Source organism: Arthrobacter sp. GMC3 (assembly GCF_002929305.1).
GTDB lineage: Bacteria > Actinomycetota > Actinomycetes > Actinomycetales > Micrococcaceae > Specibacter.
On record NZ_PJIO01000001.1, the window covers coordinates 214,861 to 228,460 of the forward strand.

The window sequence follows — 13,600 nt, forward strand, 5'->3', positions numbered from 1 at the left end:
AACTCCGGCGCGGGCACGGCAAAGAGGCCGCGTAGGGCTTGTACTAAACCCTACGCGACCTCCCTGAACGGAACTAGCTGGTGACGCCTTTGGAACGGGCCGTGAGCCAGGCCGAGGACTCGGGCAGCCACATCAGGATTGTTGCCACAATTCCAAGGAGTCCGCCACTGGCGCCGAAGAACACCATGACGATGCTCAGCACCGCGATGGCCGACAGCACCATCCGCGCCCACTGCATGCCTTCCTTGAGTTTGAGCAGGCACAGCAGCAGTACGGCGATCAGAACCACGGAAATAATGGCGGCAATGATCCCTCTGACACCGTCGGCGCGCATGCGTGCACCGCTTCCGGCAATTGTGATTCCAAGGAAGGAATCGTCGCTGGCGCCTAGGGCGAACAGCGAACCGATGAACAAGAACAGAGTAAACAGCAGCCAGACGCCGGCCGTCACGAGCCAGATGATGTAGGAGATCTTCAATAGCTGCGGCAGGCCGGCCACCTTGAACAACCCGGAGAATCCGCTCGCTGGCATGACCGAGTGCATGTCCTTGGGCCAGTCGTTGGGCATTTCAAACGAGGCATGACCCGCGGGCGGCGGTTGCTGCTGGTACCCGGGTGGCGGTTGCTGTTGGTAGCCCGGAGGTGGCTGCTGTTGGTACCCGGGTGGCGGTTGCTGCTGGTAGCCGGGAGGTGGCTGCTGTTGATAGCCGGGCGGGGGTGCCTGATATCCGGGGTTTGGGTTCTGGGGAGCGTTGGGTGCCGGCTGCGAACCATAACCGTCAGGGGGCGGTTGCGAGCCGGGTTGCTCGGGATCTGGGTACTCATTAGGGGTGCTCATAGCGATCACACTAGTCCGCCAATTCGCGGCTGCATAGGGATCCGAACGCAAAAAAGTGCCGGTTCACCGTGATGGGTGAACCGGCACTTTGCCTAAAGGAAAATGGTCCTAGTCGGCCTTGACGAAGGCTACGTCCAAGGTGATGGTGACCTTGTCCGAGACCAGTACGCCGCCGGCGGCCATGGCTGCGTTCCACGTCAGTCCGAATTCCTTGCGGCTGATGACGGTGGTGGCCTCAAAGCCGGCGCGTGTGGCGCCAAACGGGTCAACAGCAACACCGTTGAATTCGCCCGTGAAGGTGACAGTCTTGGTGATGTCGCGGATGGTCAGTTCGCCCGTGAGCTCGAACTCCTCGGCATCGCCGGAGACGGCGGAGGAAACAAAGCTCAGCGTCGGGAAGGTCTCGACGTCGAAGAAGTCGGCGCCGCGGACGTGGCCGTCGCGGTTGGCGTCGCCGGAGCTGAAGCTCGCAGCCTGAATGGTTGCCGAGACGGATGATTCGGCCAGTGTCTCACCGAGAGTCAGTGTGGCGTCCAGTTCCGTGAACTTGCCGCGGACCTTGGAGATGCCTGCGTGGCGGACGGTGAAGCCAACCTCGGAGTGGGATGCGTCGACGTTCCAGATGCCAGCGGCAAGTCCGGTTGATTCAATGGTGGTTGCGCTCATGGTTTGCTCCTAGTGGGAATGCGGTGGATCGCCCTTGTCGGGAATCCTTCACGGGGTATAAGCATGCGTTTGCATCTATTATTCCCGGCTGCAGAAATTCTTTGTGAAACTTTTTTCAACTGTGCTCGGCAAGTCTGTGAGTTCCCTGATTAACGTCTTGATGCGTAATTTTGAGAAACTTGGTCACATGCCCCGAGTCACTGTTCATCTTCTGCGCCATGGTGAGGTATTTAACCCCCAAGGTGTCCTGTACGGCCGGCTTCCGGAATTTCATCTCTCCGACCGTGGCCGGGCCATGGCGGACATGGTGGCCGAGCACTTCAAGGCCCAGGCGTCCGACGGCGGCGCTCCGGTCTATCTTGTGGCCTCACCCCTGACGCGGGCACAGGAAACGGCGGCGCCCACTGCAGCGGCCCTGGGGCTGGAGATTGTCACTGACCCGCGGATCATTGAGGCCGAGAACCACTTCGAGGGCATGCAGGTCAGCAAGGGCGAACTGCTCAAGCCCAAGCATTGGCGCTACTTCACGAACCCGTTGCGCCCGTCATGGGGTGAGCCCTACGCAGCCCAAGCAGAGCGCATGATGGAAGCGGCACGGGATGCCCGGCGTCGTGCTTTCGAAATTGGTGGAGACGGTGCGGCCGCCATCATGGTCAGCCACCAGCTCCCTATCTGGGCCACCCGGCGCAGCGCCGAAGGCAAGCGCCTGTGGCACGATCCCCGCAACCGCGAATGCACGTTAGCCTCCCTGACCAGCCTGACGTTCGACGGCGATGACGTGGTCGACGTTAGCTACAGCGAGCCTGCCGCCGTCCTGCTGCCAGGGGCAGCGACCACCCCCGGAGCCTGAGAAAGGCCTGGGAATCGCCCCTGGGGTAGCCCCCGGACATGTTTTCGACGTAATGTAGAAATTCAAACTGAAACAAAACAACAGTGCCACAGCGCTGGATTCATGCACGATGAAAGACAACTAGAGTGACTTCCTCCATGAGCCGCAGGTCATTGCTGGCCGCAAGTGGCGCAGCACTGACCCTGGCACTTGCTGCATGCACCTCCAAGGACCCGCTGTCCCAGCAGGCCAATGCGGGGGACAACAAAAACTATATTGCCGGTGACGGTTCCGTGACCGAGTACGCCGCAGCAGAGCGTTCGGCACCGGTGGAGTTCACCGGAAAGCTCTTTGACGGGACCACCGTGAATTCAGCGGACTTCCCGGGCAACGTGACAATTTTGAACTTTTGGTATGCGGCCTGTGCCCCCTGCCGTCTTGAAGCCCCGGACCTGCAAGCCCTCTACACCGAATTCGCCCCCCAAGGTGTGAAGCTTTACGGCGTTAATGTGCGTGATGAAAAGGCAACTGCCGAGGCGTTTGAACGCACGTTTGAGCTAACCTATCCCAGCATCATCGACAAGGACGGCGGCGTGCTGCTGGCCCTGTCGAAGGTTGTGCCGCCCCAGGCAGTCCCCACCACCTTGGTACTGGACAAAAAGGGCCGCGTATCGGCCCGTATTCTTGGCACCGCCGAGAAGGGCACCTTGAAGGCCTTGATCGCCTCAGCCCTGGCAGAGCAGTAAGGGCTGCAAGGCAGGCGTGAATAATCCGTTCGCAGAGACAGTGCTCAGTGGCTCCATGCTGCTGGCCATGCCCGTTGCCTTGCTGGCCGGGTTGGTTTCCTTCCTTTCGCCCTGCGTCCTGCCGCTGGTGCCCGGCTATTTGGGCTACGTGAGCGGGTTGACTGGAGCCGATCTTGAAAACCAGCGGCGCGGGCGGATGTTTGCCGGTATTGGGCTGTTTGTTCTTGGCTTCTCTGTTGTCTTCATGCTGATCGGCGCCGTATTTGGGCAGCTGGGCGCATGGTTGAAAGGCCCGGATGCGGCCTGGGTGACGCAGATCCTCGGGGTTGTTGTCATCATTTTGGGTGTGGTCTTCCTGGGTGGAATGAACTGGTTCCAGCAAGAGGCCAAGATCCATGCGAAACCCCCGGCGGGGCTGTGGGGTGCCCCGGTTCTGGGCGTAACCTTTGGACTGGGCTGGGCGCCCTGCACCGGACCAACACTGGGCGCCGTACAGGCACTGGCATTTTCCGACGGTTCAAGTGCGGCCAAGGGCGCCTTGCTGACCTTTGTTTATTGTTTGGGTTTGGGACTGCCGTTCCTGCTCATTGCCCTGGGCGTGCGTCGGGGCCTGGGCGCCCTGGCCTTTTTCCGCAAACACCGCCGCGGCCTGCAATGGTTTGGCGGGGGCATGTTGATTGTTTTGGGCTTGTTGATGGTCACAGGGCTGTGGGGCACCTGGATCAATGAATTGCAGTTTTGGTTTGCCAATGAAGTGAGATTGCCAATCTAATGAAAGAGAACTCCTTGAAAGAGCCTCGGGCCGCCAAGAAGAAGCCTGCCGGCGATGATGTGGTGCTGCCCCAGCTGGGATTTGTCGGCATGCTCAGGTGGGCCTGGCGCCAGCTGACAAGCATGCGCACCGCCTTGTTGCTTCTGCTTTTGCTGGCTGTCGCCGCCGTGCCGGGATCCTTGTTCCCACAGCGATCTTCCAACGCTTCCAACGTGACGGCCTACCTCAAAGATAATCCTGTTTCGGGCCCCATCATGGACTGGTTCAGGCTCTTTGACGTGTACTCCTCTCCGTGGTTTGCCGCCATCTACCTGCTGCTGTTCACCTCATTGGTGGGCTGTGTGCTGCCGCGGGCCAAGATCCACTGGAAGGCCATGCGGTCGGCCCCGCCGCGCACGCCGAAACGACTTTCCCGGTTGGCCGAATATGGCACGGTGGAAATCCCCGCCGGCAGCGGTATTGACGCCACACAAGCCGTCAAGGACGCCGCTGCCGTCCTGAAGTCCCGCCGCTACCGCGTGGACGTGCGCGACCTAGACACGGAACGACCCTCGGTGGGGGCCGAGATCGGCTTCCTGAAAGAGGTCGGAAACCTGGTCTTCCACATCTCCGTCCTCGGTGTGCTCGCCGCCGTCGGAGTCAGCGGCCTTTTCGGCTACAGCGGCCAGCGCGTGCTGGTTGAGGGTGAAACGTTCGTCAATAATCCGGTCGGCTACGACACCTTCACACCCGGTGCGAACTTCAGTGACGACCGCCTAAGCCCCTACTCGCTTCAGCTGGACAAGCTGGTGGTCAAGTACGACAGGGAAACCGAGGCCCACTACGGCCAGCCGATCGACTTCACCGCCACGTTGACCACCAAGGACAAGACCGGCGCCGAAGCCAAGCAGCAAACACTGAAGGTCAATGACCCCGTTGCCATCGGCGGCACCAACGTATACCTGGTGGGCAACGGCTACGCCCCGGTTGTCACGGTCAAGGACGGAAAGGGCAACATCGCCTTCCAAGGCCCCGTGGTCACCATCCCCACCGACGGCGCCTACACCTCCCTGGTGGTCATCAAGGTCCCCGATGCCAGGCCTAACCAACTTGGATTTGTTGGTTTCTTCTTGCCAACAGCACTCGTTGACGACAAGGGTGTCTCCTACGGTTCTGACCCCGACCCCTTCAACCCGCAGCTGAGCCTGAACGCCTACACCGGTGATTTGGGGCTGGATAACGGTGTACCGCGCAACGTCTACACACTAGACACCTCCAAGCTGGCCCAGATCAATGGCCGTGAACTGGCCGCGGGCGGCATCGTGCTGGTGCCGAACCAGAGCTACACGCTGCCGGGCGGTAACGGCAGCATCAGCTTCGACGGCATCAAGCGATTCGCCGCCCTGGACATTCGTCACGACCCGGGTCAGAGTTACGTTCTGGTGTTTGCCGTGCTGGCCGTGCTGGGCCTGATGGCGTCCCTGTTCCTGAACCGACGACGCGTCTGGATCCGCACCGGCAACCACCCGGATGGCCGCACCATGGTCGAGTTTGGCCTGTTGGCCCGTGGAGAGGACCACCGTCTCGCGGCGGAATCTGCGGCCATCAATAAGGCTTTGCACGCCAAATGGCTGGTGTCGGTGGACTCCGAAGCGGATGATGGTGTCCGGGAACAATCCTCCAATAAAGATGAACTAGATAATTCCGACGCCGAATCCGGCGCCGCCGCGGCAAGTAAGGATCAGTAATGCCACAGATCAACGAGGCCCTTGGCCTGCTCAGCGAGCAATTCATGCTGATGGCCGGTTTGGCCTACCTGATTGCCTTTGGTGCCTTCGCCTGGGACCTCTTTACCTTCAGCAAGGCGGCCAAGGCCGGTTTGACGGCGGAAACCTCCGCTTCTACGGCCGACTCAAGGCAACTCGTTTCCGCCGCAGCGTCAACGTCCAAAACTGTTGGGCAGGATCTGGGCGCGGGCCCGCTTGACCGGGGTGTCCGCCCCAGCAGCAAGACCCATGAAGGTTCTGACGGCATCACAGCCGGCGATTCCATGCGCTACGGCAAGGAAAAGCGGGTGGTTGCAAGGATAGCTGTGGCGATCACCATTGTTGCTGTGATTGTCCAGGGCCTGGCAGTGGTGTTCCGCGGTGTGGCGGCAGGGCGAGTGCCGTGGGGCAATATGTACGAGTTCTGCACCACCGGCAGCTTTGCCGTTGTCGTGATCTTCCTGCTGGTACTGACACGCCGGGACCTGCGTTTCCTGGGCACCTTCGTCATTGGCCTGGTGCTGGTGATGATCACGGCCGCGTCCGTTTCCTTCTGGACACCCGTGGGACACCTGGTACCGGCCCTGCAGAGCTACTGGCTGGTCATCCACGTCTCCATCGCCGTCATGTCCTCGGCATTGTTCACACTGACCTTCGCCATGTCGGTCTTGCAACTGTTCCAGGCCCGCCGCGAGTCCGCCATCGCCGCCGGAAAGCCGGACAAGGCGCCGGTAATGCGCCTGGTGCCCAACGCCTTGAGCCTGGAAAACATGTCCTACCGCATCAACGGAATCGCCTTTGTGGGCTGGACTGTGACGGTCATGTTCGGTTCCATTTGGGCCGAAAAGGCCTGGGGCCGGTTTTGGGGTTGGGACACCAAGGAAGTTTGGTCGTTCGTGATCTGGGTTGTCTACGCCGGGTACCTGCACGCCCGCGCCACCCGCGGCTGGACCGGCACACGTGCAGCCTGGCTGTCGATCGTGGGCTACCTATGCATCGTCTTCAACTTCACTATTGTGAACGTGTACTTCTCCGGCCTTCACTCCTACGCAGGTGTGGGAAGCTAACACCGCGGTTTGAGCTGCGGTGAGTGTACAGATATGGCGACTTCCCGGCCGGGAAGTCGCCATATCTGTACACTCACCGCTAGTGCTAGTGCTAGTGCTAGTGCTAGTGCTAGTGCTTGGGCTCGTCGTTGGGGTGATCCTCGTGGAGCTTGTCGTCGTGCTGCTTCTTCTCGTGAAGTTCCTGCTCGCGGAGTTTGGCCTCGCGGGCTTCGATGCCAGCCTGTAGCTTGCGCAGCCGCTCGGCCTCAAGTTTCTGTTCCCTCGACACCCCGAGGTTGCGCAGGAATTCTGGATCGTCGTCCGGGGCCACGGGGGCGGGTGCGCGGTGCGGTCCGGGGCGGCCAACGGAGCCGGACCGGGCGGACGCTGCGGGCGCGTAGTGGGGCCGTCCGAAGAAGAACCAGAGGATGACCCCGATGAGCGGGAGGAGCACTATCACCAGGACCCAGACAGGTTTGGGGATGCTGCGGACCTCAGACGGCTCGCTGCGAAGGCAGTCGATGAGCCCATAGATAATGAGAACAACACCGAAGATCACTGGGATATAACGCATGCCTTATTCTACCGCCGACGGCCTAATCCCCGTTCGCGGGAGACGTTCAGCTTCACCGACTAAGCTGGAGTCGTGGCTTTTTTTAAATACTCCCTGATCCGCGGTGTCCTCTTTCTGGCGTTCTTTTTGATCGCCAATCTTGCGCTGCAATTCAGCCCGCTGACATCGGCGTTGATCGCGGCCTTGTGCGCCTTCCTGGTCAGCTTCATCTTCCTACGCAAGCAGCGCGACGGCGCAACCGCCGTCATTGCCGAGCGCCTGGCCCCCGACGCCACCACCACCCAGTCCACCGGTGCCCTTGCGGACGCGCAGGCCGAGGATTCGCTCATCGATTCCAACCCCGACATCCAGGTGGACGCCGACCAGATGCCAAAAACCCGCACCGCCGACTAAGGACCACTCATGCGCTGGATGGAAACGGAGCGGACGGCCCTTGTGGATACTTTCCGCATGGCAGATCCCGAGGCGCCCACCCTGTGTGAGGGCTGGAACGTGCGCAGGCTGCTGGCCCATCTGGTGCAACGCGAACATATGCCTTGGCGCCGGCTCATGGACGTGGCGGGCAAGGCCGAGCCGGGCCACGAGAAACAGCTCAGCGCCCTGGTGGCAACGGCACAAACCACTGAAGGCTATCAGGCCCTGCTGGCTAAATTTGCTGCTGGAACAGGCGCCTTGAACCCCATGACCTGGCTGGGTGATGCCGGGCAGCTGCTGGAATACGTTGTTCATCACGAGGACGCCCGCAGGGGAGCCGGCCCCGTGGAACCCCGTGTGTTACCGGAGGCCGAGCTGACAGCACTCTTCAAGCACCTGCCGTTGATGGCTAAGTTGAGCTACCGTGCCAGCCCCGTGGGCGTAAGCGTTGCCCGCCCTGACAGCGAAGGTGTGGTGGTCCGCAAGGGTGAGAACGCCGTCGTGATCACAGCTGAGCCGGTGGAGCTGGCACTTTATCTCAGCGGCCGCCGTGCCGCGGCCGACGTCCACATCACCGGCACGGATGAGTCAGTGTCGGCGTTCACGGCGTGGGTCGGCCGCAACGGTTAGAGCGCTGTCAGCACCATGGCGGCGGCGAACAGGATGCTAAAGCCCAAGTTGATCAAGCCCGTCTGCTTCAACACCGGAATCAAGCTTTTGCGCTGCTCTCCCTTGAGCATGATCCAGCTGGGCATGAGCATGAACGGAATCAGCAACAGCACCAGCAGGATCCACGGTTTGGTGGTCACCAGAGGCATCATGATCGCCAGAGAAAGTACAAGCATCAGGACGTAGCTGAGTCTGGCATTGCGGTCACCGAGCCGCACTGCGAGCGTCCGCTTGCCAACTTCGCTGTCGGTGGGGATGTCCCTGACATTGTTTGCCATCAGAAGTGCGACGGCGATCAGCCCGGTGGCAATGGAGCCCAGAACTGCCGCCGGGCTCACCTGACCGGCTTGGGTGTACGTGGTGCCCAGGGTTGCCACAGGGCCAAAGAAGAAGAACACAAATACGTCTCCGAGCCCCATGTACCCGTACGGGTTTTTGCCGCCCGTGTACCCCCAGGCGGCTAGCACTGCACCGGCGCCAACTAGCAGCAGCCACCAGGCTTGGGAGAGCAGCACCAGGGCAAGGCCCGCCAGCATGGCCAATCCAAACGCCGTGAAGGCCGCCATTTTTACGTGGGAAGGCTTCGCTACGCCGGAACCCACCAGTCGCAAGGGGCCAACCCGGACCTCGTCGGTGCCGCGGATGCCGTCGGAGTAGTCGTTGGCGTAGTTCACGCCGATCTGTAGCAACAGGGCCACCAGGGCGGCCAGGACGGCACGGCCCCAGTGAATGGCGCCGAGGTCGTAGGCCGCAGCGGTACCAATGATCACGGGGGCGACAGCCATCGGAAGTGTCCGCAGGCGGGCACCTTCAATCCATTGACCTACAGTGGCCACAGCACTACTCCTCATCTGGGGGTGAACAGGCTTGGCGCTCCCCAGCTCATTGCTGGGGAAGGCGCGCCTGTTTCTATTGTGCCCGTTTGTGACTAGTTTGCTGGTGTCCCAGCAACTGCAGCGTCAGCCAGCAACGTCAAAATGGCTTTCCTATCAGGTTTTCCGGTCGACAGTTGCGGCAGGGCGGAGACGAACACCACAGTCTTTGGCAGCATGTGCGGCTCCAGGAAACTCGCCGCCGCAGCGCGCAAGGACTCGGGCGTGCCCGAACCCACCACCACGGCGGCCACCTGCTGGCCCCATTCGTGGGAGTCAACCGCTCCCACGTAAACCTCCCGAACCCCCTGAACCTGGTGCAGCCCGGCGACCACGGCGGCCGCGGAAATCTTCAGCCCGCCGGAAATGATCACGTCGTCTGCACGGCCCAGCACGCGCAGGCGTCCCTCGGCGTCGAATTCGCCCAGGTCGCCGGTTTCATACCAACGCACACTCTCGCCGTCGGACTCCTCGACGCTGAACGGGTTTGCCGGTCCGCCACCAACGTAGCCGTCGGCCACCACGGGCCCGCCCAGCCAGATGCGGCCCTCGCGGATATCCACCTGCACGCCGTCCAAGGGGACGCCGTCGTACACGGCACCGCCGCACGTCTCGCTCATGCCATAGGTGGTGATCACGTTGATGCCGGCACCGCGCGCGGCCTCAAGCAGCACCGGGCTAGCCGGGGCGCCGCCCAGCAGGATCGCGTTGAAGCGGCGCAACACCGTCAATGTCTCGGCGCTCGGGTTCGTCAGCAGGCGGGTGAGCTGGGTGGGAACCAGGGAGGTGAAGCGCATGTTGTCGGTCAGTTCCTCCGCGGCGGCGGTGAAAGCCTCCGCGGTGAATCCGTCGCTGGAGTCCATGACCCACGGCCGGGTGCCGGCGAAAAGGGAGCGCACCAGCACCTGGAGCCCGGCCACATAGTGTGCGGGCAGGGCCAGTAGCCATTGCCCCTCGCCGCGCAGGGCCATGGCCGTGCTGACGGAGGAGGAAGCCAGGGCGTCAACACTCAGCATGGTTCGTTTAGGCGTGCCGGTGCTGCCGGAGGTGAGTACGACGGCGGCAATCTCGGTCTCGCTGTCCTCCGACAGTCCCAGCTCGGTGCGGGAAACCAGGGTAAAAGTGGGATCGCCGCCCGGAACGGCGGGTGCCTGGATTTGGACGGCAGGGCCCTCGCCGGAGAGTGCCTCGGAAAGTGCTTTGAGCAGGGGTTCAATGTTCACTGGGGTTACCTAAGAATGGGGATTAGAAGTAGTACGGGAAGGAAGACCAGTCGGGGTCGCGCTTTTGCAAGAACGCTTCCTTGCCCTCCACTGCCTCATCGGTCATGTAGGCCAGGCGGGTGGCTTCCCCGGCGAAGACCTGCTGGCCGGCCAGGCCGTCGTCGGCCATGTTGAAGGCAAACTTGAGCATGCGGATGGCCTGTGGAGACTGGCGGGCGATGTCCGCCGCGTATTCCAGGGCCACGTTTTCCAGTTCTGCGTGGTCCACGGCCTCGTTGACGGCACCAAGCTGAACCATATCCTCGGCGGAGTATTCGCGTGCCAGGAAGAAGATTGCGCGGGCATTTTTCTGGCCGATCTGGCGGGCCAGCAGTGCCGAGCCGTAACCGGCGTCGAAGGATCCCACCGTGGCGTCGGTTTGTTTGAATTTGCCGTGCTGGCGGGAGGCGATGGTGAGGTCTGCAACCACGTGAAGGGAGTGCCCGCCACCTGCCGCCCAGCCATTCACGACGGCGATGACCACCTTGGGCATGCTGCGCATGAGCCGCTGGACTTCCAAAATGTGCAGGCGGCCGGCTCTGGCGGGGTCGATGGTTTCGGTGGTTTCACCCTCTGCGTACTTGTAGCCGTCGCGGCCGCGGATCCGCTGGTCACCACCCGAGCAGAAGGAGTGGCCGCCGTCCTTGGGGGAGGGGCCGTTGCCGGTCAGCAGGACGGTGGCAACATCCGGGGTCATGCGGGCGTGGTCCATGGCCCGGTACAGCTCATCGACGGTGCCGGGGCGGAACGCGTTGCGCACCTCCGGACGGTTGAATGCGATGCGCACCGTGGGCAGGTCCCTTGTGACGGCGCCGTCGGCATCCCGTTCAACCTGGCGGTGGTAGGTCATGTCGGCGAAGTTGAAACCCTCCACCACGCGCCACCTGGTGGGGTCGAAGATGTCGGATACCTGATCGGGGAGATTTTGTTCGCTAGTCACCCTCACGATAATAGCTGGCGGGTGGTGCGTTGCCCTGCTCGCCAACTAGGGCAATTGTTACGAAAAATGACGTGAGCGATTTTCATTTTCATTTTCATGATCGCCGGGATCGCTAGTCAACGAAGTAACCCGTACCTGATGGTTGTTCGTGACATTGTGCGCGAAAAAATCAAGATCAATCATGCACCGTTCGGACTAGGTCCTGTCCATTTGGCTAAATTTCAGCGCAGGTCTTGCGTGAATTCTTTGGAGTATGTGCCAGGTTGTCCCCCTTATAGCGTGAGGGCTGTTGCCCAACGTCTATTGGGGGTGGCGAAATTGTCAAGGCACTAGGGTTAGGTAGTTTTCTTTGAAAAGTAGTACACGAGCAGCACGCAGTTCCTCCCGACGGGTAGGCGTCCTCACGGCGTCGACCCTTGCCGGGGCGCTGACCCTGGCCGGCTTTCTGTCCATGGTTCCAGCAGCTAATGCCGAGGGAAGCTTTTCCTGCGCCGAATTGATGCCGGGGCTGGGAAACAGCACCGTTGCCGGCTTTGATAACAATACAAATATCTTTGTGGGCGGCAACTTCGCCGTGAAGGGAACTGCAGCCGAGGCCGAAGGCCGCATTGTTGTTATGGGCAACGCCGATTTCAGCAAGACGGAGCAGAGCCACTACAACGTTGGCGAAGTGGGGGTTGGGTCCTGGATGGTTCCCACACCCGGGTCTGAAATGCTTCTGGTGGGCGGCAATGTGAGCAGCAATGGCACAACCATCGACGTCGGATTCCGCACGGCCCAAGGTGGTGCCGTACGTATCAAGGGCGCCAACAATGTCCCCACGGGAAAACTGGTCACCAACGGTGGCGCCCTGACTGTTCCTGACGCCGCAGCAGTATCCGAGCACTCGGGGGTGGCCACGGCATTGATTGGAAGCTCTGCGCAGTTCTCCACATTGACGGACACTGGCGCAGTTGTTCTGGACAAATGGTCTGTGGTGTTGCACGGTGACGGTGTGTCCTCAACACAGGTTTTCACAGTTGACGGCAGCACGCTGGGCACCTCTGCGACCAGCGTTTCCTTGCAGCTGAAGGGGGTTCCCTCTGGTGCCCGCGTGGTGGTCAACGTGACTGGTGGCCCGACGGCCGGCCTGTTCTTTAACTCTTTGCTTGATGGCGTCGGCACACCCATGGACACCGGTGCCACGGCTCCTGCCGAGTCTGCCTTTGGCGCCATCGCTGCCAATCTGGTGTGGAATTTTGAAACAGCCAGCAATGTGACGATTGGCGGCCTGGCACAGGTTCCGGGCTCCATTTTGGTCCCGACCGCCGGTGGCGTCACCGAAATATCCGCGCCTGGGACCAATGGGCGAATCTTGGTTGCAGGGGACCTTACCCACGTGGGCAACGGCAGTGGCAGTGAAATGCACGCCTACCCGTTGATCGGGCATGAGCTGTTCGGGTGCAAGGTGCCCGGCTTGCCGACAGAAGAAGTCACCAAGCCAGAGATTAAGCCTGAGATCAAGCCGGACACGAAGCCTGAGATCAAGCCGGACACGAAGCCTGAGATCAAGCCGGAAACGACCGAAGAGCCCGTCCTTGTCATCACACCGGCGCCGTCGGCGAAAAGTTCTACCGGCTCCGCTGCAGCGGGCGATACCGGCACCGGCTTGGCGGTCACTGGCGCGAGCGCCAGCAGCGTCATGCTGTTGGGTGGTTCAGCGTTGGTGCTGCTGGGCTTGGGCGTCTTTTCGGTGTCTTCGCTGCGCCGCCGGCACTAGTTGATACAGAACTCGTTGCCTTCGGGGTCCGCCATGGTCAGCCAGGAAAATGGTCCTTGGCTGGCTTCCCACAGGAACGTGGCCCCACGGGCAATCAGCTTCTCCCGGACCTCGGATTTGTTCTCGCCGCGCAGCCGAACATCCCAGTGAACACGGTTTTTGCCTGCTTTGGCGGTGTCGGCCAGCTGGAACAGAATTCTGGGCTGGCCGGCTCCCGCCCCGTCGCCAGCCGTGATGGCTGCGCCAATTTTCCAGACCAACGAGCCCTTGTGCAAGGTGGTTTGATCTTCTGTGGCGAGGCCCTTCTTCACCATTGACAAGATGAAGTCCGCGTCCGTAGCTTCCACCTGCCAGCCCATGGTCTGCGCCCACCAGTCGGCCTGGTCATGAGGGTGGAGGCAGTCGAGAACAATTTGCAGTGAATACGCCATGGAGAAAGTCTGCCGTGGCTGTCGCTGGCCGTCCAGT

At 61.5% G+C, this 13,600-nt stretch carries 15 protein-coding genes; 8 read left to right on the forward strand and 7 right to left on the reverse strand.

Features of this window, described 5'->3' with window-relative positions:
- Window positions 1–73: 73 nt before the first annotated feature.
- Window positions 74–838 (reverse strand): hypothetical protein, encoded by a 765-nt coding sequence (locus tag CXQ94_RS22375; protein WP_181034019.1) that lies wholly within the window; start codon window positions 836–838, stop codon window positions 74–76.
- Window positions 839–946: 108 nt separating this feature from the next.
- Window positions 947–1,504 carry a YceI family protein gene (locus tag CXQ94_RS00965; RefSeq protein WP_104086356.1) on the reverse strand — a complete coding sequence of 186 codons (558 nt, stop codon included), beginning with the start codon at window positions 1,502–1,504 and terminating at the stop codon, window positions 947–949.
- Window positions 1,505–1,691: 187 nt separating this feature from the next.
- Between CXQ94_RS00965 and CXQ94_RS00970 the strand changes: the two genes are divergently transcribed.
- From CXQ94_RS00970 to ccsB, 5 genes are all read left to right on the forward strand, one after another.
- Window positions 1,692–2,354 carry a histidine phosphatase family protein gene (locus tag CXQ94_RS00970; RefSeq protein ID WP_104086772.1) on the forward strand — a complete coding sequence of 221 codons (663 nt, stop codon included), beginning with the start codon at window positions 1,692–1,694 and terminating at the stop codon, window positions 2,352–2,354.
- A 137-nt stretch (window positions 2,355–2,491) separates the two neighbouring features.
- Window positions 2,492–3,079, forward strand: a complete 588-nt coding sequence (locus CXQ94_RS00975) for a TlpA disulfide reductase family protein (RefSeq protein WP_104086357.1) — start codon at window positions 2,492–2,494, stop codon at window positions 3,077–3,079.
- 16 nt (window positions 3,080–3,095) lie between these two features.
- A complete protein-coding gene (locus tag CXQ94_RS00980) occupies window positions 3,096–3,851 on the forward strand; it encodes a cytochrome c biogenesis CcdA family protein (protein ID WP_104086358.1) in 756 nt (251 codons plus the stop codon).
- Between the two features lie 89 nt (window positions 3,852–3,940).
- Window positions 3,941–5,578 carry a cytochrome c biogenesis protein ResB gene (locus CXQ94_RS00985; protein WP_104086773.1) on the forward strand — a complete coding sequence of 546 codons (1,638 nt, stop codon included), beginning with the start codon at window positions 3,941–3,943 and terminating at the stop codon, window positions 5,576–5,578.
- Window positions 5,578–6,663, forward strand: a complete 1,086-nt coding sequence (ccsB, locus tag CXQ94_RS00990) for a c-type cytochrome biogenesis protein CcsB (RefSeq protein WP_104086359.1) — start codon at window positions 5,578–5,580, stop codon at window positions 6,661–6,663. The genes CXQ94_RS00985 and ccsB overlap by 1 nt, the downstream gene beginning before the upstream one ends.
- Window positions 6,664–6,772: 109 nt before the next feature.
- On the opposite strand, the gene CXQ94_RS00995 is transcribed toward ccsB, so the two are convergent.
- Complete coding sequence (locus CXQ94_RS00995; RefSeq protein WP_104086360.1) at window positions 6,773–7,216, reverse strand: PLD nuclease N-terminal domain-containing protein; 444 nt, start codon at window positions 7,214–7,216, stop codon at window positions 6,773–6,775.
- Window positions 7,217–7,288: 72 nt separating this feature from the next.
- On the opposite strand from CXQ94_RS00995, the gene CXQ94_RS01000 reads away from it, so the two are divergent.
- Both CXQ94_RS01000 and CXQ94_RS01005 read left to right on the forward strand, forming a co-directional pair.
- Window positions 7,289–7,609, forward strand: a complete 321-nt coding sequence (locus CXQ94_RS01000) for a DUF4229 domain-containing protein (protein WP_104086361.1) — start codon at window positions 7,289–7,291, stop codon at window positions 7,607–7,609.
- A 9-nt stretch (window positions 7,610–7,618) separates the two neighbouring features.
- The gene (locus tag CXQ94_RS01005) at window positions 7,619–8,260 is read left to right on the forward strand and encodes a TIGR03085 family metal-binding protein (protein WP_104086362.1); all 642 of its coding nucleotides are present in this window, start codon (window positions 7,619–7,621) and stop codon (window positions 8,258–8,260) included.
- Here CXQ94_RS01005 and CXQ94_RS01010 read toward each other — a convergent pair.
- The 3 genes from CXQ94_RS01010 to CXQ94_RS01020 all read right to left on the reverse strand — a co-directional run bounded on the left by CXQ94_RS01010 (window position 8,257) and on the right by CXQ94_RS01020 (window position 11,373).
- The gene (locus CXQ94_RS01010) at window positions 8,257–9,135 is read right to left on the reverse strand and encodes a 1,4-dihydroxy-2-naphthoate polyprenyltransferase (RefSeq protein ID WP_104086363.1); all 879 of its coding nucleotides are present in this window, start codon (window positions 9,133–9,135) and stop codon (window positions 8,257–8,259) included. The genes CXQ94_RS01005 and CXQ94_RS01010 overlap by 4 nt on opposite strands.
- A gap of 92 nt (window positions 9,136–9,227) precedes the next feature.
- Window positions 9,228–10,394: an AMP-binding protein gene (locus tag CXQ94_RS01015; protein WP_104086364.1), complete on the reverse strand. Its 1,167-nt coding sequence runs from the start codon at window positions 10,392–10,394 to the stop codon at window positions 9,228–9,230.
- Window positions 10,395–10,416: 22 nt separating this feature from the next.
- A complete protein-coding gene (locus tag CXQ94_RS01020) occupies window positions 10,417–11,373 on the reverse strand; it encodes a 1,4-dihydroxy-2-naphthoyl-CoA synthase (RefSeq protein WP_104086774.1) in 957 nt (318 codons plus the stop codon).
- A 349-nt stretch (window positions 11,374–11,722) separates the two neighbouring features.
- On the opposite strand from CXQ94_RS01020, the gene CXQ94_RS01025 reads away from it, so the two are divergent.
- Window positions 11,723–13,132 (forward strand): choice-of-anchor A family protein, encoded by a 1,410-nt coding sequence (locus tag CXQ94_RS01025; RefSeq protein WP_146070194.1) that lies wholly within the window; start codon window positions 11,723–11,725, stop codon window positions 13,130–13,132.
- Here the strand turns inward: CXQ94_RS01025 and CXQ94_RS01030 are convergent.
- Window positions 13,129–13,563 (reverse strand): VOC family protein, encoded by a 435-nt coding sequence (locus CXQ94_RS01030; RefSeq protein ID WP_104086775.1) that lies wholly within the window; start codon window positions 13,561–13,563, stop codon window positions 13,129–13,131. The two genes, CXQ94_RS01025 and CXQ94_RS01030, sit on opposite strands and share 4 nt — an antisense overlap.
- Between the last annotated feature and the right edge of the window lie 37 nt (window positions 13,564–13,600).

Excerpts from the sequence above, each read along its gene's own strand:
- CXQ94_RS22375 (WP_181034019.1), bottom strand. The coding sequence starts at position 838 with ATGAGCACCCCTAATGAGTACCCAGATCCCGAGCAACCCGGCTCGCAA.
- CXQ94_RS00965 (WP_104086356.1), bottom strand. The coding sequence starts at position 1,504 with ATGAGCGCAACCACCATTGAATCAACCGGACTTGCCGCTGGCATCTGG.
- CXQ94_RS00970 (WP_104086772.1), top strand. The coding sequence starts at position 1,692 with ATGCCCCGAGTCACTGTTCATCTTCTGCGCCATGGTGAGGTATTTAAC.
- CXQ94_RS00975 (WP_104086357.1), top strand. The coding sequence starts at position 2,492 with ATGAGCCGCAGGTCATTGCTGGCCGCAAGTGGCGCAGCACTGACCCTG.
- CXQ94_RS00985 (WP_104086773.1), top strand. The coding sequence starts at position 3,941 with ATGCTCAGGTGGGCCTGGCGCCAGCTGACAAGCATGCGCACCGCCTTG.
- ccsB (WP_104086359.1), top strand. The coding sequence starts at position 5,578 with ATGCCACAGATCAACGAGGCCCTTGGCCTGCTCAGCGAGCAATTCATG.
- CXQ94_RS00995 (WP_104086360.1), bottom strand. The coding sequence starts at position 7,216 with ATGCGTTATATCCCAGTGATCTTCGGTGTTGTTCTCATTATCTATGGG.
- CXQ94_RS01005 (WP_104086362.1), top strand. The coding sequence starts at position 7,619 with ATGCGCTGGATGGAAACGGAGCGGACGGCCCTTGTGGATACTTTCCGC.
- CXQ94_RS01030 (WP_104086775.1), bottom strand. The coding sequence starts at position 13,563 with ATGGCGTATTCACTGCAAATTGTTCTCGACTGCCTCCACCCTCATGAC.